The following is an 18,998-nucleotide window of genomic DNA, read 5'->3' on the forward strand; positions in this document are numbered from 1 at the left end:
CCTGTACAGCAAGCACACCAGGAGAACCGATGGCCGGGACCATCTCCCCCTACAAGACCAACCGCCGGTCCGCGCCGGCGGGCAGCGGCTCCGCCGGGCGCGGCGCCGGTGGCCGGGAGCGTTCGGGACTCGGCCAGAAGGTCCGCCGCAACCTGTCGGCGCACGGCTTCCTGTTCGGGGCCCTGGTGTGCTTCGGCTTCTTCACCTGGTACCCGATGGTCCGCGAAGTCGTCATGAGCTTCCAGAAGACCAAGCGGGGCAGGACGACCTGGGTGGGCTTCGACAACCTGCGGCGGATCTTCGACGACCCGGACTTCTGGCACGCCTGGCGGAACACCTTCCTGTTCACGCTGCTCGCGCTGGTGCTCGGCTTCGCCCTGCCGTTCTTCGTCGCGGTGCTGCTCAACGAACTGCGGCACGCCAAGGCCTACCTGCGGATCCTGGTGTACCTGCCGGTGATGATGCCGCCGGTCGCGGCGGTGCTGCTCTTCAAGTACTTCTACAACCCGGACTACGGCCTCTTCAACGACATCCTGAGGACGCTGCACCTGCCCACCTCGGCCTGGCTCAACTCCCCCGACACCGCGATGGTCTCGGTGGTGATCGCGGCCACCTGGATGAACATGGGCGGCGCCACGCTGATCTACCTCGCGGCCCTGCAGGGCATCCCCGGCGAGCTCTACGAGGCGGCCGACCTGGACGGCGCCGGCCTGCTGCGCAAGCTCTGGCACGTGACCATCCCGCAGACCAGGCTGATCCTGTCGCTGCTCCTGCTGCTGCAGATCGTCGCGACCATGCAGGTCTTCGTCGAGCCGTTCCTGCTGACCGGCGGCAACGGACCGCAGAACTCGACCATGACGGTCGTCTACCTGGTCTACGAGTACGCCTTCGACCTCGGCGGCAACAACTACGGCGTCGCCTCGGCCCTCGGCCTGGTGATGCTGGTGGTGCTCGCCGGATTCTCCGCCCTGTACTCGCGGCTGAGCCGCAACAGCGACAACGACTAGGAAGGGAGCCGACCGTGGCAGCCAAAGAACCGCAGATGCGGACGATCGTCCCGCAGACCCAGCTCAACCGGCCGCTCGGGAAGGCCGTCTACTGGACGGTCCTGACCGTCGTGGTGGTCGTCTTCACCCTGGTCTTCATCGGCCCGCTGTACTGGCTGGTGACCGGTGGCCTGAAGTCCACCCAGGAGGTGATCCAGAGCCCGCCGACGCTCTTCCCGTCGGAGATCCACTGGGGCACCTACGCCACCGCCTGGCGCGAGCTCAAGATCGGCCGGCTGCTCTTCAACACCGTCTACTACGCCTTCGGGGCGCTCGCCTTCCAGCTGGTCTTCGACGTCGCCGCCGCCTACTCGCTCTCCAAGCTGCGGCCGGTGCTCGGAAACGTCATCCTCGGCATGATGCTCGCCACCCTGATGATCCCGTCGGCGGTGCTGATCGTGCCGCAGTACCTGACCGTGCTGGACCTGCCGCTGCTGCACCTGAACCTGATCAGCACCCCCTGGGCGATCTGGCTGCCGACCGTCGCCAACGCCTTCAACATCTTCCTGCTGAAGCGCTTCTTCGACTCGATCCCGCAGGACCTGCTGGCAGCCGCCGCCATCGACGGCGCCTCCCCGCTGCGCACCCTGCGCTCGATCGTGCTGCCGATGTCCAAGCCGATCCTCGGCGTGGTGTCCATCTTCGCCGTGGTGAACGTCTGGAAGGACTTCCTCTGGCCGATGCTGGTCCAGCCGAACCCGGCCGACCAGACGCTCAACATCGGCATCAGGTCGCTCGCCACCGGTGTCCCGCAGAACGTCATCATCGCCGCGCTGGCCATCGCCTCGGCGCCGACCATCCTCTTCTTCCTGGTCTTCCAGCGCAGCATCATGTCCGGCCTGACCTCCGGCGGCCTCAAGGGCTGACCGGCCGGGAGCAGTGCCCCGCCGGCCCGGCCGCCGGCCCCGCCGGCCATCCCCGCGAGCGGGCCGGCGGCCCGTGCCACCTCGCTCGTCCCTGCTTCACGCTCGTCTCCGCTTCCGGTCGAAAGGACCCCCCACCGTGGGACAGAACTCCAGGCACCCGTCCGAGCAGTCGGACTGGTGGCGCGACGCGGCGATCTACCAGGTCTACCCGCGCAGCTTCGCCGACGGGAACGGCGACGGCACCGGAGACCTGGCCGGGGTCCGCTCCCGCCTCCCGTACCTCGCCGAACTCGGCGTCGACGCCATCTGGTTCAACCCGTGGTACCCGTCCCCGATGGCCGACGGCGGCTACGACGTGGCCGACTACCGCGACGTCGACCCGCTGTTCGGCACCCTGGACGAGGCCGAGAAGCTGATCGACGAGGCGCTCGGTCTCGGCATCCGCACCATCGTCGACATCGTCCCCAACCACGTCTCCTCCGAACACCCCTGGTTCAAGGAGGCGCTGGCGGCGGAGCCGGGCAGCCCGGAGCGTGAACTGTTCCACTTCCGCCCCGGTCGCGGCCCCGCCGGCGAACTGCCGCCCAACGACTGGGTGTCCGAGTTCGGCGGCTGCCCGTGGACCCGCACCACCAACCCCGACGGCACGCCCGGCGACTGGTACCTGCACCTGTTCGCCGTCCAGCAGCCCGACCTCAACTGGGCGCACCCGCAGGTCCGCCACGAGCACGAGTCGATCCTGCGGTTCTGGTTCGACCGCGGCGCGGCGGGGGTGCGGATCGACTCCGCGGCGCTGCTCGCCAAGGACCCGGCACTGCCCGACTTCGTCAAGGACGTCGACCCGCACCCGTACGCCGATCTTGAGGAGCTGCACGAGATCTACCGCAGCTGGCGGGCGATCGCCGACTCCTACTCCGGCACCCGGATCCTGATCGGCGAGGTCTGGCTGCCCGACGCCGAGCGGTTCGCCCGCTACCTGCGCCCGGACGAGCTGCACACCGCCTTCAACTTCGACTTCCTGGCCCGGCCCTGGGACGCCGAGGGCCTGCGCGCCTCCATCGACTCCACGCTGGCCCTGCACGCCCCGGTCGGCGCGCCGGCCACCTGGGTACTCTGCAACCACGACGTCACCCGGACGGTCACCCGCTACGGCCGCCGCGACACCCGCTTCGACTTCGCCACCAAGGCCTTCGGCACCCCCACCGACCTGGAGCTGGGCCTGCGCCGGGCCCGGGCGGCGGCGCTGCTCTCGCTGGCGCTGCCCGGCGCGGTCTACCTCTACCAGGGTGAGGAGCTCGGCCTGCCCGAGGTCGAGGACCTGCCGGTCGAGCGGCTCCAGGACCCGATGCACCTGCGCTCCGGCGGCACCGATCCCGGCCGCGACGGCTGCCGCGTCCCGCTGCCGTGGGCGGGCACCGAGGCGCCGTACGGCTTCTCGCCGGCCGGCGTCGAGCCCTGGCTGCCGCAGCCCGCCGACTGGGCGGCGCTCACCGTCGAGGCGCAGGCCGCCGACCCGGGCTCGATGCTCGCGCTGTACCGCACGGCGCTGGCCGTCCGGCAGGCCGAGGCCGGCCTGCGCGGCGACAAGTTCGAGTGGCTCGCGGGCGACGCCGGCGTGCTGGCCTTCCGCCGGGGCACCGGCTTCAGTTGCGTGGTCAACCTCTCCCCGGACCCGGCACCGCTGCCCGCCGGCGCCACCGTCCTGCTGGCCAGCGGCCCGCTCCCGGACGGCCTGCTCCCGGCGGACACCGCCGTCTGGCTGCGCGGGGCGTGAACGGCCGGCCTGCGCGGGGCAGGCCCGGCCGGCACCGCGTACGCGGTGGGTGCAGCGCCGCCTGACAGCGCCGCCGCCCGCCGTAGGCCGCGTCGTCCTTGAGGGGGGACGGCGCGGCTCCTCCCCGCCCGCACGCCCACCCCCTCCGCATCCGTACCGTCGTCCGGCCGCCCTGCTGCGCCACCGCCCTGCCGCCCTGCTGCTCGCCGTACCGCCGCTCCGCCGTACCGCCCGCACCGCCGCACCGCACCCGCCGCACCGACGCACCGCCGTGCCGCCGCCCCTCCCCGGGCGCCGCACCGGCCGCTTCGCCGCGCTGCCGCATCACCGCGCCGTCTCCCCCGTCGGCGTGCCGCCGCCCCGCCATGAGTACGTCGGCCCCTCCCCGGAGGCTCCAGATGATCTCGGCTCGCGCACCACCTCCAGGACGTCCCTCACGCCGCCGGACGCCCGGGCCTCCCCGTGCCCGGACCGCACCGGACGGCACTCACGGATCGGCACCCGAGCGGGCCCGCCACCACGGGCCCACTCGCCCCCCACCCTGTCATCCTGACGAGATCCAGAGGTCCCCCAGTGAGATCGACAGCTCCCATTCCCCGGCTGATGGCCGCGCTGGCCTCGGCCAGCCTGCTGATCGTCGCCGGCCCGCTCCTGCCCGCGCACGCCGCGGGCGGCCCCAACCTGGCGGCCGGCAAGGCCGCCTCCGCCAGCAGCGCGACCGACGGCCGGGCCGCCGGCTACATCAACGACGGTGACCAGAACTCCTACTGGGAGAGCAGCAACAACGCGCTTCCGCAGTGGGTCCAGGTCGACCTCGGCAGCAGCACCAGCATCGACGAGCTCGTGCTGAAGCTCCCAGGCGGCTGGGAGACGCGCACCGAGACGCTCGCCGTCCAGGGCAGCGCCGACGGCACCAGCTTCACCACCATCACGAGCTCGGCGACGTACTCCTTCAGCCCGGGCAACAGCAACACCGTGAAGATCTCCTTCCCGGCGACCAACACCCGCTTCGTCCGGCTGGCCATCTCGGCCAACACCGGCTGGCCGGCCGCCCAGATCTCCGAGCTGGAGGTGCACGGCACCACCAGCACCAGCGGCAACCTGGCGCTGGGCCGGACCCTCTCGTCCAGCAGCACCTCGCAGAGCTACACCGCGGCCAACGCCAACGACGGCAACCAGGGCAGTTACTGGGAGAGCGCGAACAACGTGCTCCCGCAGTGGATCCAGGCCGACCTCGGCTCGGCCGTGCCGGTCAACAAGCTGGTGCTGAAGCTGCCCACCGGCTGGGAGACCCGCACCCAGACGCTGACCGTGCAGACCAGCACCGACGGCACCACCTTCTCGGACCTGGTGGCCTCCGCCGCCTACGTGTTCAACCCGGCGTCCGGCAACACGGTGACGCTCAACCTGAACACCACCACGACCCGGTTCGTCCGGCTGAAGGTCACCGCGAACACCGCCTGGCCGGCCGCCCAGCTCTCCGAGTTCGAGGTCTACGGCCCGGCCACCGGCGACACCCAGGCGCCGACCGCGCCCTCGGGCCTGGCGTACACCCAGCCGGCCTCCGGCCAGATCAAGCTGACCTGGAACGCCGCGAGCGACAACACCGGTGTCACCGGCTACGACATCTACGCCGACAACACGCTGGTCAGCAGTGTCGCGGGCAACGTCCTGACCTACACGGACAGCCGCCCGGACAGCGCCACCGTCTCGTACTTCGTGAAGGCGAAGGACGCGGCCGGCAACCAGTCCGCCAGCAGCAACACCGTCACCCGCACGGGCGCCTCCGGCGACACCCAGGCGCCGTCCGCGCCCGCCACCCTGGCGTTCACCCAGCCGGCCTCCGGCCAGGTCAAGCTGACCTGGGGCGCGTCCGCCGACAACGTGGGCGTGACCGGCTACGACGTGTACGCCAACGGCGCCCTGCGCGGCAGCCTGGCGGGCAACGTGCTGACCTACACGGACAGCCAGCCCGACACCGCGACCGTCTCGTACTTCGTCAAGGCGAAGGACGCGGCCGGCAACCAGTCCGCCAGCAGCAACACGGTGGTGCGGGCCGGCAGCGGCGGTGGCGGCGGCACCAACCTGGCCGGCGGCAAGCCGATCTCGGCCAACTCCAGCGTCTTCACCTTCGTCGCGGCGAACGCCAACGACAACGACACCGCGACCTACTGGGAGGGTGCGGGCGGCAGCTACCCCAACACCCTGACCACCCAGCTGGGTTCGAACGCGGTCGTGAACTCGGTCGTGGTCAAGCTCAACCCGGCGGCCGCCTGGGCCACCCGGACCCAGACCATCGAGGTGCTCGGCCGCGAGCAGAGCGCGAGCGGCTTCACCAGCATCTCGGCGGCGAAGTCGTACACCTTCGACCCGGCCTCCGGCAACACGGTGACCATCCCGGTGTCCGCCACGGTGGCCGACGTCCAGCTGAAGATCACCGCCAACTCGGGCTCCTCGGCCGGCCAGGTCGCCGAGTTCCAGGTGATCGGCACCCCGGCGCCGAACCCGGACCTCCTGGTCACCGCCACCTCGGCCTCGCCCGCCTCGCCGGTCGAGACCGACCCGGTCACGCTGTCCGCCACCGTGAAGAACAACGGCACCGCGGCCTCCGGCGCGACCAGCGTCAACCTGTACCTCGGCGCCACCAAGGTCGGCACCGCCCAGGTCGGCGTGCTGGCCGCGGGCGCGTCCAGCACCGTCTCGGTCTCCGCAGGCCTGCAGAACGCCGGCAGCTACCAGGTGATCGCCAAGGTCGACGAGGCCAACGCCGTCATCGAGCAGGACGAGACCAACAACACCTACACCAACCCGGCCGCGCTGGTGATCGCCCAGGTCGCCAGCTCGGACCTGGTCGCCGCGCCGGTCAGCTGGACCCCGGGCAACCCGGCGGCCGGCAACAACGTCACCTTCACGGCGGCGATCAAGAACCAGGGCACGGTCGCCTCGGCTGGCGGTGCGCACAGCGTCACCCTGACCGTCGCGGACGCCACCACCGGCAGCGTGGTGAAGACCCTGACCGGCTCCTACACCGGTGCCATCACCCCCGGCGCCACCAGCACCCCGGTGAACCTGGGCAGTTGGACCGCCGGCAACGGCAAGTACACCGTGAAGACGGTCATCGCCACCGACGCCAACGAGCTGCCGGTCAAGCAGGCCAACAACACCAGCAGCCAGCCCCTGTACGTCGGCCGCGGCGCCAACATGCCGTACGACACGTACGAGGCGGAGGACGGCGTCCTCGGCGGCGGCGCGGCCGTGGTCGGCCCGAACCGCACGGTCGGCGACCTGGCCGGCGAGGCGTCCGGCCGCAAGGCCGTCACCCTCAACTCCACCGGCAGCTCGGTGGAGTTCACCACCAAGGCCAGCACCAACACGCTGGTCACCCGGTTCTCCATCCCGGACGCGGCCGGCGGCGACGGCATCAACTCCACGCTGAACGTCTACGTCAACGGCAGCTTCCTCAAGGCCATCGACCTGACCTCCAAGTACGCGTGGCTGTACGGCAACGAGACCGGCCCCGGCAACTCGCCGGGTGCGGGCGGCCCGCGCCACATCTACGACGAGGCGAACATCCTGCTCGGGACGACCGTCCCGGCCGGCAGCAAGATCAAGCTGCAGAAGGACACCGCCAACACCACCAACTACGCGATCGACTTCGTGAGCCTGGAGCAGGCCACCGCGATCCCCAACCCGGACCCGGCCAAGTACGTGGTGCCGACCGGCTTCGCGCAGGGCGACGTGCAGGCCGCCCTGGACAAGGTCCGGATGGACACCACCGGCACCCTGGTGGGCGTCTACCTGCCGGCCGGTGACTACCAGACCGCGAACAAGTTCCAGGTCTACGGCAAGGCCGTGAAGGTCGTCGGGGCGGGCCCCTGGTTCACCCGCTTCTACGCGCCGACCGACCAGTCCAACACGGACGTGGGCTTCCGCGCCCAGTCGACGGCCAACGGCTCCACCTTCTCCGGGTTCGGCTACTTCGGGAACTACACCTCCCGGATCGACGGCCCCGGGAAGGTGTTCGACTTCGCGAACGTCTCGGGCATCACGATCGACAACATCTGGATCGAGCACATGATCTGCATGTACTGGGGTGCCAACACCGACTCCATGGTGATCAAGAACTCGCGGATCCGTGACACCTTCGCCGACGGCATCAACATGACCAACGGCAGCACCGACAACCTCGTCAGCAACAACGAGGCCCGCTCGACCGGTGACGACAGCTTCGCGCTGTTCTCCGCCATCGACGCCGGCGGCGCGGACGAGAAGAACAACATCTTCGAGAACCTCAGCACCATCCTCACCTGGCGCGCGGCCGGTGTCGCGGTCTACGGCGGGTACGACAACACCTTCCGCAACATCTACATCGCGGACTCCCTGGTCTACTCGGGCATCACCATCAGCTCGCTGGACTTCGGGTACGCCATGAACGGCTTCGGCACCATCCCGACCAACCTGCAGAACATCTCCATCGTCCGGGCCGGCGGCCACTTCTGGGGGTCGCAGACCTTCGGCGGCATCTGGGTCTTCTCGGCCTCCAAGGTGTTCCAGGGCATCCGGGTGAGTGACGTCGACATCGTCGACCCGACCTACCACGGCATCATGTTCCAGACGAACTACTCCGGCGGCCAGCCGCAGAACCCGATCACCGACACCGTCTTCACCAACATCTCGATCACCGGGGCCCAGAAGAGCGGCGACGCCTTCGACGCCAAGTCCGGCATCGGGGTCTGGGCGAACGAGGCGGCCGAGGCGGGCCAGGGCCCGGCGGTCGGCTCGGTGACCTTCAACAACCTCCGGATGAGCAACAACTTCCAGAACATCAAGAACACCACCTCGACGTTCACGATCAACGTCAACCCGTAGTGTTCGCAGGGTAGTCAGCAGACCCGGTGCCGCCGGGAGGCCACAGCCTCCCGGCGGCACCGCCGTGCCGGGCACCGCCCGCCGGTCCTCGGCCCCGGCGGCTGAACTCCATGACCCAGTTGGTCAGCCAGCCCTCGCCGCCGTCCACCGCGAAGGCCTGCTCCCACCGGGCGGTCCGGTCGCCGATCCCCGACCAGCGGTACCGCACGCGCACCCCCGTGCCCGCGTACGTGTCCGCGCCGTGGAACTCGCCGGTGCCGTGCGCCCCGAAGCGCCCCCGCACCGGCTCGTCCAGCCGACCCGACCCGCCGGTGGACCAGTGCAGGGCCCACTCCTCGGACCGCCGGTCGAGGAGTCGCAGGGTCAGGCCCTTGAAGCCCTGGTCCGGACAGTCCATCTCGTCGACGTTCGCCGCCCCGTCGAACAGGCTCCAGCAGCGGCTGGTCGCCCCGAACCGCTGCCACCCGCTCCCCGGGTCCAGGAAGTCCCGCAGCCGGCGGTTGGCCACGTCCCACTCCCCGACCAGGAAGTCGAAGCCGCTCACGCCCGCCCTCCCGTGCTGCCCTCGGCCGGCGAGTCGGCCAGGTAGGCGTCCAGGTCCGGCCGGGCCGGGGCGAGCACGTGCCGCACCCATGCCTCCCGCTCGTGGCTGATCGGCGGCAGCTCCCACACGCAGCCGATCCACGGCCGGGTCTGCACCCGGAAGTGCGTCGGGTCCAGGTCGGGGCAGTCCAGCACCGGCTGGCCCGCCGCCGCCCCGCCGAAGTGCAGCACGTTGTCCCACACCCAGGTGTAGGCGTTCAGGTAGGCGCCGGTGTCGCCCCCGCGGTGCAGCACCAGGAAGCCGGCCGGCGGCGTGCCGTCCGGCTCGGGCAGCAACTCGGGCAGCACGGCGTAGGCCGCCCGCTCGACCTCGGGCGCGATGCCCGCCGGATCGGCGCTGACGTGGTAGCGCTTGAAGCGGCGCCCGCCCACCTCGATCGGGGGCGGGGTCCACAGGAACTTCTCCTCGAAAGCCATGACGGCACGCTAGGGGCGCTCCACTGACACCTTCTGTCAGGGAAGTGCCGGAGAATCCCCTCCATGCGCGCCAGCCGACTGCTCTCGATCCTGCTGCTGCTCCAGACCCGTGGCCGGATGACCGCCGCCGAGCTCGCCGCCGAGCTGGAGGTCTCGGTCCGGACGGTCTACCGGGACACCGAGGCCCTGCACGCGGCCGGCGTCCCGCTGTACGGCGACGCCGGGCACCGCGGCGGCTACCAGCTGCTCGACGGCTACCGCACCCGCCTCACCGGCCTCAACCCGGCGGAGGCGGAGGCGCTCTTCCTCTCCGGCGTACCCGGCCCGGCGGCCGAACTCGGCCTCGGCGCCGTCCTGGCCGCGGCCCAGCTGAAGGTCCGCGCCGCGCTGCCGCCCGCGCTGCGCGAGCAGGCCGGACGGATCCAGGCGCGGTTCCACCTCGACGCGCCCGGCTGGTACGCGCGGGCCGAGCCGGTCCCGTTCCTGCCGGCGGTCGCCGAGGCGGTCTGGCACGGTCACGTGCTGCGCCTGCGCTACCGCCGCTGGAAGGAGCCCACCGAGGTGGACCGGCGGCTGGAGCCGTACGGGCTGGTGCTCAAGGCCGGCCGCTGGTATCTGGTCGCGGCGCCCGGCCCGCGGGTCTACCGGGTCGACCAGATCCTCGGACTCCAGCGGCTGGAGGGCGGCTTCCCGGTGCCCGAGGGCTTCGACCTGGCCGCCTACTGGCAGGCCCACCAGACGGAGTTCCACGCCCGGCTGCACACCGCGGACGCCGTCGTCCGGCTGTCGCCCGCCGGCGCGGCCCGCCTGAGCGGCCCGGCCGCCCGGGCCCTGCGGGACACCGGCGAGCTCCAGCCGGACGGCTGGACCCGCGCGGTCCTCCCGATCGAGTCGCCGGACCACGCCTGCCGCGAGTACCTCGCCCTGGGCCCCGAGGTCGAAGTCCTGGCACCGGCGGAGCTGCGGGCCAGGATGGCCGGCGCGGCCCGCGCGATCGCCGCCCTGCACACCGGGCCGGCGGCGGCGCCGTGACCGGGTCGGGGAGCGGCTCGCCGGGCAGCGCTCGGGTCGGGGAGCGGCTCGCCGGGCAGCGCCCGGGCCGCCGTCGGCGCACCGCCCGCACCGGGAACGGGCCGAAGCCCCTCCGGCCCGCGAGGGGCGGGTCGGAGGGGCATCGGTGGGGGCTCCGGGGCCTTGGGAAGGCGGGCCCCGGAGGTTCGTGGGGCGGTCCGGGTCAGGAGGTGTAGGCCTCGAACTCGGAGAGCTGCGCGGCGGCCCACCCGGTGTTCCCGGTGAACGAGAGCTTCAGGTACCGGGCGGTGGTGCCGGGCACGGTGATGGTCACCGTGTTGCCGGTGGCCGGGTTGAAGGTGTAGCCGGCCGAGGCCTTCACCGTGGTCCAGTTGGTGCCGTCGGTGCTGGCGAGCACGCTCAGGGTCTCGGTGCGGGTGGCCCAGGCGGTGGCCGGGGGCAGTTTCAGGACGAGGCGGCCCACGGCGGTCGAGGCGCCGAGGTCGGCGGTCAGCGACTGCGGGAAGGCGTTCGCGGCGCTCTCCCAGTAGCTGTTCGCGTCACCGTCGTTCGCCTTGTTCGCGCCGTAGACGTCCACCGTGCTGGTCGCCGTCAGGGACTTGCCCGCGAGCAGGTTGGTGCCGGCCGGGGGCGTGGTCGGCGGGGTGGTGGTGGGCGGGGTGGTGGTGGGGGTGCCGGTCGGGCCGCCGGTGGCGCGGACCTCCAGCTCGGAGAGCTGGGCGGCGGGCCAGCCGGTGTTCCCGGTGACCGTGACCCGGACGTAGCGGGTGTCGGCCTGGGCGAACCCGATGGTCACGCTGTTGCCGGTGGCCGGGTTGAAGGTGTAGCCGGCCGCGCCGGACAGGTTGCCGAACGAGACGCCGTCGGTGGAGCCCTGGACGGCCAGGGTCTCGGTGCGGGTCTCCCAGCCGGCCGGGAGCTTGGCGGTGACACTGCTGACGGCGGTGACGGCGCACAGGTCGACGGTGATCGACTGCGGGAAGGCGTTGTTGGCGCTCTCCCAGTAGCTGGCGGCGTTGCCGTCCACCGCGTTGGCGGCGGTGTAGGTCTGGTTGGTGCTGGTGGCGGTGGCCGACTTGCCCTGGGCCAGGTTGCCGGTGCCCGGGTTGCAGGCCGGCGGCGTGGTCGGGGTGGTGGGCGACGGGGAGGGGCTGGCCGGCGGGGTGGTCGGCGTGCTGGGCGACGGGGACGGGCTCGGCGAGGAGGTGCCGCCGCCGGTGGACGGCTGGCCGCCGTAGGTCCACTGCGGGGTGGGCCAGGTGCCGCTGCAGGTGGTGCCGTTGTTCCAGCCGGAGTTGCCGCCGCCGTCGACGATCACGAAGCCGCTGCCGACGCAGTTGTGGATCGGGGTGGCCGCCTGGGCGATGTTCTTCGCCTTCACGTTGGTGAACTTCATGTTGGCGTTGGCCTGGGCCTGGATGGCGTAGGTGCCGGCGCCGTCGATGTTCACGTTGGTGAAGTTGATGCCGCTGGAGGAGCCGTCGATGGTCTGGACGGCCTCGTAGGAGCTGTCCAGGATGTCGGTGTCGGTGATGTTGATGGTGGCACCGGCGATCGGCTCGTTCAGGCCGTCGAACCAGATCGCGCCGACGCCGAACTGCCAGTTGAAGTCACTGTTGCCGGTGCGGATCAGGGTGTTGCGGGCGGCTGTGATGGTGCCCGCGACGGCGGTACCGCTACCGGAGTTGACCCCGGGGTAGCGGTTGGCGATGTGCAGGCCGCCGCCGTTGCTGATGGTGTCCGACATGACGTTGTCGGAGATGGTGAAGTCCTTGCCGCCGTAGGTGACGATGTTGTTCGCCAGGATCGGCAGCACCACGGTGTTGTGGGTGAAGCTGTCGTTGACGTTCGGCACCCGCTCGGGCCAGGAGGCCAGGCCGTCGTCGCCGGTGTTGCGGACGAAGGTGTTGGTGACGGTCGAGTTGGTCACGCCGGTGTGGAAGTTCACGCCGTCGGCCGTCTGGTCCAGGATGCGGCTGTTCTTGATGGTGAAGCGGTCCATCGGACCGTCCATCCAGGCGCCGACCTTGGTGTGCTGCAGCCACAGGTTGTCCAGCGTGGAGTTGGACATGGCGCCGCCGACGGCGTTGACCTGGTCCTCGTCGACCCGCTCGCGGATGTCGCCGATGATGGCGAAGTCCTTGAGGTTGACGTTCTGGCTCGGGCCGCCCTGGCCGACGTACTTGCCGTAGATCCCGGCCGCCTTCTGGCGGTTGTTCGGGTCGCGTCCGCCGAGCACGCTGTACCAGGGGCCGGCTCCGGCCAGGGTGACCCCGTCGACCACGACGTGGTCGTAGAGGGTGAACGTGCCCTGCGGGATGAAGACGGTCCTGCCCTGCGCCTGGCCGGCGTTGACCGCGGCCTGGAACTTGGCGGTCGAGTCGGTCGCGCCGGTGGGGTCGGCGCCGAAGTCGGCGACCACGTCGAGGGCCCCGGCCGGCTTGGCGATCGGTGCGCCGACCTGCTCGAAGTCGGCCAGGTCGATGGTGAAGCTGGGGGACTGCACGGTCGAGGAGACCTGGAGGCGGATCTTGGTCCCGGCCGGGTAGGTGGACCCGAACATGGTGCGGGTCTCGTCGTAGAAGTGGTGCGGGTTGGTGTCACCCGGGTTGTTGTTGAACGGGTAACCGCCGTAGTACCAGCTGTACTTCGAGGTGACGTCCACGCTCTTCAGCTTGCTGCCGTTGACCAGCAGGTCCATCGAGGCGTCCCGGCCCTTGCCGTCCGCGGTGTCCGGCAGGCTGTAGCGGAAGTCGATCGAGTTGGCCGGCGCGGAGAGGGTGAACTCCACGTACTGGCCGACCGAGCTGAGGGTCACGGCCTGCCGGCCGGAGGCCTCCGAGGGCAGGTGCCCGTAGAGCCGGTCGGGGCCGATCACCGACCCGTTGGTGGCCGCGTACTCGGCCTCCTGCTCCTTGAACGGGACGGTGGCGCCCCGCCCGGAGACGCTCAGCGGGGACAGCGTGGGGACTCCGGCGGCGCTGGCCGGGGTGGCGGAGCCGACGACGGCGGCCGTGAACAGGCCGGCGCTGCCGAGGGCGACCGCGGTCAGCGCGGCGACGCTGCTCCGTAGTCTGCGAACGGGTGGTGACTGCATGGTGTTTGCACATCCTTGCCGGTCGTGGGGGTGGACCAGGGGTGGGGACCAGGCGGCTGGGCAGTCGGCACCGGTGGGACTCTGCGGCGCTGCGCAGGTTCGGTGTTGCGCAGAGGCTTCGAGTGCGTGGCGCGGTGGTTTCCGCCGAGCGAGGAGAGACTATGGGCGGCGTCGCATGAAGTCCATATGAAAGAGCAAAAATCTGACACTAACAACGCAAGTTTCGTTCATCGTCATGGGATTGGCGATGTGAACCCATGAGGAAGCAGGGGCGCCGGAGGCCGCCCCGGTCGCCTCGCGAGGGAACCGACGAAGCGTCAGCCGGAAAGCGCGGACCGGCCCGTGCGGGCGGTACGGCGCGCGTGCGGCAGGGCGCGTGGTGCGGGGGCGCGGTGCCGGTGCACGCGGTGCGGGTGCGGACGTGGTCGGTGCGGACCTGGCCGGCGGCCGTGCGCGGGGCGGAGGGGTACGGGGGAGGCGTCCGCCCCGGGCAAAAAGCCGAACGGCCCGCCCCTGAGGGGTCGGGCCGTTCGGCGTGCCACGCTTCCGGTCAGCGCCGGAAGCGTCCGGTCAGGGTGCTCCACCAGCTGCGCCGCTGCCGGGGGATGGTCACGGCCTGAGCCTGAGCCTGAGCCTGAGCCTGGGCCGCGAGCGGCGCAACGGACTGCGCCGGCACGGCGGTGGCCGGGGTGGCCGGGGTGGCCGGCGCCGTGCCGGGGACGGCCCCGCCGACCGTCCCGGTCTCCCCGTCGCCGCGCGGCCGGGGGGTGAAGCGCACCGGCAGCCCGGCGAGATGCCGGGAGAGCCACGCCGAGGTCCAGGTCAGTTCCTCCTCGGGAACGGCGAGCTGGAGGTCCGGCAGCCGGGTCAGCAGGATGTCGATGCCGGTCTCGGCGATGGCCCGGCCGATGTCCTGGCCCGGGCACTCGTGCGGCCCGCCGCCGAAGGCGAGGTGGGAGCGGTTGCCGTAGAGCGGGGTCGACAGGTCGGGGCGGACGACCGGGTCCACGTTGCCCGCGGCGAGGCCGAGCAGGAGCATGTCGCCGGTCTTGATCTGCCGGCCACCGAGCTCGGTGTCGCCGGTGGCCCAGCGGCCGGCGACCACGGACATCGGCGCGGTGTCCCAGAGCACCTGGTCCAGCGCGTCCGGCAGGGTCATGTGGCCGCCGGACAGGTGGGCGCGGAACCGCCGGTCGGTGAGGACCAGCTTGAGGGTGTCGGCGATCAGGTTGACGGTAGTCTCGTTGGCGGCGAGCAGCACCACCCGCAGGTGCTCCAGCACCTCGTCGTCGGTGAGCCCGGCGTCGTGCTGCATCAGCCAGGACACCAGGTCGGCGCCGGGGGCGACCCGCTTGCGCTCCATCATCCGGCGCAGGGTCGCCACCACGTAGTCGTTGCTCGCGATGGCCGTCTCGGTGCCCTTCATCAGGTCCCGGGCGGCCTCCACCAGCCGGGGCCCGTACTCCTCGGGCATGCCGACCACCTGGGTCATCACCAGCATCGGCAGGTGCTCGGCGAACTGCGCCACCAGTTCGGCCTGCCCGGCCGGCCCGAAGTCCTGGATCAGCTGGTCGGTGAAGCGGGTGACGTAGCGGCGGATCCCGCGCCGGTCGAAGCGGTTCAGGCTGTCGGTGACCGCACCGCGCAGGCGCTTGTGCTCCTCGCCGTCCGCGAACACGCAGAGCGGCTGCCAGGCGATCACCGGCATCAGCGGGGAGTCCGGGGCGACCAGGCCCTGCTGGAAGGCCGTCCAGCGCCGGGAGTCCCGGGAGAACCGGGAGGGGGTGCGCATCGCGGTGAGGTTGGCGGAGTGGCCGAGGATCAGCCAGGCGGGGAGGTCGCCGTGCAGCAGGACGGGCGCCACCTCGCCGTGTTCGGCGCGCAGTTTCTCGTACAGGCCCGCCGGGTCGGCCTCGGCCTCGGGGCCGTAGAGCCGGCGCAGGCCCTCGGCCTGGAGGCCGTGGGCGGGGCAGCCGGGCGGAGGGGTGGGCGAGGCGTCGTCAGCGAACGGGGTGGTCACGGTATCTCCGGGGTCGGCGCGGGGCGGTCGGCGAGCGGGCGGCCGCCGTGGACGGTCCTCGTGAGCGGTCGTCGGGTGCGGTCGGTGCGAAGGGGCCATGGTGCGGCGGTCGGCGGTCGGGAAGGAGTCGGTGGGGCGTGGTCGGTGCGGCGGCCGGGGGAACAACCGGTTGCGGCCGGGTGCCGGCCGGTCATCGCGGCGGTGGCGCCGAGAGGTTGTACAGGTACCGCATCAGGGCCAGCAGGACGTCCCGGCTGGACTCCCTGGTCCGGGCGTCGCAGGCGACGATCGGCACCTCGGGCGGCAGGTCGAGGGCGGTGCGCAGTTCCTCGGTCGGGTAGGTCGGCGACTCGGGGAAGGTGTTGGCCGCGACCACGAAGGGCACGCCGCGCTCCTCCAGCCGCCCGATCACGTCGAAGCTGACCTCCAGCCGGCGGGTGTCGACCAGCACGACCGCGCCGAGGGCACCCTCGAACAGGCCGTTCCAGAGGAACCAGAACCGCTCCTGGCCGGGGGTGCCGAAGACGTACAGCACCAGTTCGTCGCTGATGCTGATCCGGCCGAAGTCCATCGCGACCGTGGTGGAGGTCTTGCGCTCGACCCCGGCGACGTCGTCGACGCCGGCGCCGGCCTGCGTCATCGTCTCCTCGGTGGTCAGCGGGCGGATCTCGCTCACCGAGCCGACCAGTGTGGTCTTGCCGACGCCGAAGCCGCCCACGATCACCACCTTGACCGCCATGGCGGCCGAGGCCGGCAGCAGGTCCGTGCTGAGCGGCCCCACCACCGTGTCAGAGCTTCTGAAGTCCATGCATCACCGCCTCGATCAGGGCACGGTCGGGAAGGATCGCCTGCGGGACGGAGGACCGGGCCTCGATCCGCTCCTCGGCGAGGAGGTCGGCCAGCAGGACGGTGACCACGCTGATCGGCAGTCGCAGGTAGGCGGAGATCTCGGCCACGGAGAGCGGCGCACCGCAGATCCGCAGGATCGCCGCGTGCTCCGGCTGCATCGTCGGCGTCGGCTCCGAGCGGGCGACGATCAGGGTGACCAGGTCGAACGTGGTCTGCTCGGCCAGACCGCTGCGGCCGCGCGTGATCACGTAGAGACGTTCGGGGTGGCCTTCGTCCCAGTCCTGGTCGGCTGCGCTCATGCGACCTGCTCGCCGTTGCGCGGCGGAGTGCTGAGGTGTTCGCCGATCCGGGCGACCAGGTCGCGCATCCGCTGGCCCATCAGTCCGGCGTCGACGCCCTCGTCGGCCAGCACCGCGAGGTAGGCGCGGGCGCCGGCCGCCATCAGGTAGAAGAAGCCGCCGCCCATCTCGATCACCACCAGCCGCATCCGGCCGTCGCCGTGCGGGAACTCGTTGCCCACCGCGGCGGCCAGGCTCTGCAGTCCCGCGCAGGCGGCGGCGAGCCGGTCGGCGGTGTCGGTGTCGGTGCCGTACTGGGCCATCCGCAGGCCGTCGGCGGAGAGTACGACGACGTGACGGGCGTGCGGGACGCCGTCCGCCAGCTCCTTGAGCATCCAGTCCATGTTGGTCCGCTGCTGAATCACTGCTCGCCCTTCCCTGCCGACTCGTCGTTGGTCCGGCCGGCCGCACCGGTGGAGGGCCCGTGGCCGTTCACACCCTCGTGGAACGCGGCGAGCCACATACCGGGTTGCACCGGCGCCTGGGCCGGCTCGGTGACCCTGGGGGTCTTGGCGGCGCCCGTCCGGGAGGGTGCCGCGTGCCGGCGGCGCTGCGGCAGCCCGTTCGCCGTCCGTTCGCCCACCACCGGGACGCCGTCGGCGGCCGGACCCGGCAGGGCCCCCCGGTAGGAGCCGAAGGAGTGGTCGGAGGAGGCGGCGGCGGGAACGGCCCGCGACCCCCACGGCCGGGTGCCGGAGGCGGGCCGCGGAACGGCGGCCGGGACGGGCCGGGGGCCGGAGGCGATGCCGATGCCGTGGGCCCGGCCGGTGGCCGGCGCGGTGGTGATGAGCTCCTGCGGGACGATCAGCACCGCGCGCACGCCGCCGTAGGCGGAGGGGCGCAGCGAGACCTGGAACCCGTACGCCTGGGCGAGCCGGCCGACCACGGCCAGGCCGAGCCGGGGGGTCTCGCCGAGGTCGTTGAGGTCGATGCCGGCCTGCGCCTCCTGGAGCATCCGCTCGGCGCGGGCCCGGCCCTCCTCGCTCAGGCTGAGGCCGCCGTCCTCGATCTCGATCGCTATGCCGGTCTGCACCTCGACGGCGGTCAGGTGGACGCTGGTGTGCGGCGGGGAGTAGCGGGTGGCGTTGTCGAGGAGTTCGGCGAGCGCGTGGATCAGCGGTTCGACGGCGGGGCCCACCACGGCGACCTCGGACACCGGGTGCAGTTCCACCCGCTGGTAGTCCAGGATCCGCGAGATGCCGCCGCGCAGCACGCTGTAGAGCGGCACCGAGCGGCTCCACTGCCGGCCGGGGCGGGCGCCGCCGAGGACGGCGATGCTGTCGGCGAGGCGGCCGACCAGGGCGTTTCCGTGGTCCAGCAGCAGCAGGTCGTCGAAGACGGCCGGGTCGCTGCCGTGCCGGTCCTCCATCTCGCGCAGGTCCTGGGCCTGCCGGTGGACGATCGCCTGCACGCGGCGGGCGATGTTCACGAAGGCCCGCTGGGCGGACTCGCGCATGCCCTCCTCGTTGTCGACGGCCTCCAGGACGGCGCGCAGCACGGCCTGTCGGGCGGCCTGGAACTCCGGGCCGACCACGCCGTCGGGGGACTCGTACGCGAGCAGCAGGTCCTCGGTGGGCTCGCCGCGCTGGAGCCTGGCCACCGCCTCCGGCAGGGCGACCTTGGCGAGTTGGACGGTCTCCGCCTCCTGCCGGGCCAGCCGGCGGCGCAACTCGCCCTCCTGCTGGGCGTACCGGTCGCGCAGGGTCACCAGCGCCCGTCCCCGGCGGGCCGCCTCGGCCGCCACCACGGCCACCGCCGCCGTGCCGACCACGCCGCACCAGACCACGCCCGCGCGGGCCCCGGTGGAGGCGACCGCCGCGGCGACCGCGGCGGCCGCCGCCGTCACGGCGGTGGGCAGGAGCCACACCAGAACGGGAGCGGAGCGCCGGCCTCCGGGAGACGATCCAGCACGAAGCATCAGCATCCTCAAACGATCGGAAGTTTACGGAAGGGGCGGTGGCCGGCTCCGGCTCTGTGGGGGCTGTGTCTCGTGGTGGACCGGCACCCGCGGCGGCCTTCGCCGAGCTGGTACGAGGGGGTGGTGCGGGACGGGCCGGAAGTAGCATAGCCGGTTTTCGGGAGATACC

13 protein-coding genes are annotated in these 18,998 nt (G+C 71.9%); 5 read left to right on the top strand and 8 right to left on the bottom strand.

Going from position 1 to position 18,998, the window contains the following annotated elements; genetic code table 11:
- Positions 1-29 precede the first annotated feature (29 nt).
- The 4 genes from J2S46_RS22405 to J2S46_RS22420 all read left to right on the top strand — a co-directional run bounded on the left by J2S46_RS22405 (position 30) and on the right by J2S46_RS22420 (position 8,555).
- Positions 30-1,007 (top strand): carbohydrate ABC transporter permease, encoded by a 978-nt coding sequence (locus J2S46_RS22405; RefSeq protein ID WP_191292573.1) that lies wholly within the window; start codon positions 30-32, stop codon positions 1,005-1,007.
- A 35-nt stretch (positions 1,008-1,042) separates the two neighbouring features.
- Positions 1,043-1,912, top strand: coding sequence for a carbohydrate ABC transporter permease (locus tag J2S46_RS22410; RefSeq protein WP_073925594.1), 870 nt, complete (start codon positions 1,043-1,045; stop codon positions 1,910-1,912).
- 136 nt (positions 1,913-2,048) lie between these two features.
- Positions 2,049-3,686: a glycoside hydrolase family 13 protein gene (locus tag J2S46_RS22415; protein WP_191292572.1), complete on the top strand. Its 1,638-nt coding sequence runs from the start codon at positions 2,049-2,051 to the stop codon at positions 3,684-3,686.
- A 603-nt stretch (positions 3,687-4,289) separates the two neighbouring features.
- Positions 4,290-8,555 (top strand): discoidin domain-containing protein, encoded by a 4,266-nt coding sequence (locus tag J2S46_RS22420; protein ID WP_191292607.1) that lies wholly within the window; start codon positions 4,290-4,292, stop codon positions 8,553-8,555.
- Here the strand turns inward: J2S46_RS22420 and J2S46_RS22425 are convergent.
- Positions 8,545-9,099 carry a hypothetical protein gene (locus tag J2S46_RS22425; protein WP_229913121.1) on the bottom strand — a complete coding sequence of 185 codons (555 nt, stop codon included), beginning with the start codon at positions 9,097-9,099 and terminating at the stop codon, positions 8,545-8,547. The genes J2S46_RS22420 and J2S46_RS22425 overlap by 11 nt on opposite strands.
- Complete coding sequence (locus J2S46_RS22430; RefSeq protein WP_191292571.1) at positions 9,096-9,575, bottom strand: hypothetical protein; 480 nt, start codon at positions 9,573-9,575, stop codon at positions 9,096-9,098. Before J2S46_RS22430 ends, J2S46_RS22425 begins: the two co-directional genes overlap by 4 nt.
- A 63-nt stretch (positions 9,576-9,638) precedes the next feature.
- Between J2S46_RS22430 and J2S46_RS22435 the strand changes: the two genes are divergently transcribed.
- On the top strand, positions 9,639-10,607 hold the full coding sequence (locus J2S46_RS22435) for a helix-turn-helix transcriptional regulator (RefSeq protein ID WP_191292570.1): 969 nt from the start codon (positions 9,639-9,641) through the stop codon (positions 10,605-10,607).
- Between the two features lie 202 nt (positions 10,608-10,809).
- On the opposite strand, the gene J2S46_RS22440 is transcribed toward J2S46_RS22435, so the two are convergent.
- From J2S46_RS22440 to J2S46_RS22465, 6 genes are all read right to left on the bottom strand, one after another.
- Positions 10,810-13,704, bottom strand: coding sequence for a galactose-binding domain-containing protein (locus J2S46_RS22440; protein ID WP_191292569.1), 2,895 nt, complete (start codon positions 13,702-13,704; stop codon positions 10,810-10,812).
- A gap of 550 nt (positions 13,705-14,254) precedes the next feature.
- The gene (locus J2S46_RS22445; protein ID WP_191292568.1) at positions 14,255-15,724 is read right to left on the bottom strand and encodes a cytochrome P450; all 1,470 of its coding nucleotides are present in this window, start codon (positions 15,722-15,724) and stop codon (positions 14,255-14,257) included.
- Between the two features lie 190 nt (positions 15,725-15,914).
- The gene (locus J2S46_RS22450; RefSeq protein WP_191292567.1) at positions 15,915-16,532 is read right to left on the bottom strand and encodes a GTP-binding protein; all 618 of its coding nucleotides are present in this window, start codon (positions 16,530-16,532) and stop codon (positions 15,915-15,917) included.
- Positions 16,513-16,872: a DUF742 domain-containing protein gene (locus tag J2S46_RS22455; RefSeq protein ID WP_191292566.1), complete on the bottom strand. Its 360-nt coding sequence runs from the start codon at positions 16,870-16,872 to the stop codon at positions 16,513-16,515. The genes J2S46_RS22450 and J2S46_RS22455 overlap by 20 nt, the downstream gene beginning before the upstream one ends.
- The gene (locus tag J2S46_RS22460) at positions 16,869-17,276 is read right to left on the bottom strand and encodes a roadblock/LC7 domain-containing protein (protein WP_073925603.1); all 408 of its coding nucleotides are present in this window, start codon (positions 17,274-17,276) and stop codon (positions 16,869-16,871) included. Before J2S46_RS22460 ends, J2S46_RS22455 begins: the two co-directional genes overlap by 4 nt.
- Positions 17,273-18,829, bottom strand: a complete 1,557-nt coding sequence (locus J2S46_RS22465) for a sensor histidine kinase (protein ID WP_191292605.1) — start codon at positions 18,827-18,829, stop codon at positions 17,273-17,275. The genes J2S46_RS22460 and J2S46_RS22465 overlap by 4 nt, the downstream gene beginning before the upstream one ends.
- Between the last annotated feature and the right edge of the window lie 169 nt (positions 18,830-18,998).

The sequence above is a fragment of the Kitasatospora herbaricolor genome, from assembly GCF_030813695.1.
GTDB lineage: Bacteria > Actinomycetota > Actinomycetes > Streptomycetales > Streptomycetaceae > Kitasatospora > Kitasatospora herbaricolor.

Bases quoted from the DNA above. Each gene is read 5' to 3' on its own strand.
- J2S46_RS22405 (WP_191292573.1), top strand. From the start codon at position 30: ATGGCCGGGACCATCTCCCCCTACAAGACCAACCGCCGGTCCGCGCCG.
- J2S46_RS22410 (WP_073925594.1), top strand. From the start codon at position 1,043: ATGCGGACGATCGTCCCGCAGACCCAGCTCAACCGGCCGCTCGGGAAG.
- J2S46_RS22420 (WP_191292607.1), top strand. From the start codon at position 4,290: ATGGCCGCGCTGGCCTCGGCCAGCCTGCTGATCGTCGCCGGCCCGCTC.
- J2S46_RS22430 (WP_191292571.1), bottom strand. From the start codon at position 9,575: ATGGCTTTCGAGGAGAAGTTCCTGTGGACCCCGCCCCCGATCGAGGTG.
- J2S46_RS22435 (WP_191292570.1), top strand. From the start codon at position 9,639: ATGCGCGCCAGCCGACTGCTCTCGATCCTGCTGCTGCTCCAGACCCGT.
- J2S46_RS22440 (WP_191292569.1), bottom strand. From the start codon at position 13,704: ATGCAGTCACCACCCGTTCGCAGACTACGGAGCAGCGTCGCCGCGCTG.
- J2S46_RS22450 (WP_191292567.1), bottom strand. From the start codon at position 16,532: ATGGACTTCAGAAGCTCTGACACGGTGGTGGGGCCGCTCAGCACGGAC.
- J2S46_RS22455 (WP_191292566.1), bottom strand. From the start codon at position 16,872: ATGAGCGCAGCCGACCAGGACTGGGACGAAGGCCACCCCGAACGTCTC.
- J2S46_RS22465 (WP_191292605.1), bottom strand. From the start codon at position 18,829: ATGCTTCGTGCTGGATCGTCTCCCGGAGGCCGGCGCTCCGCTCCCGTT.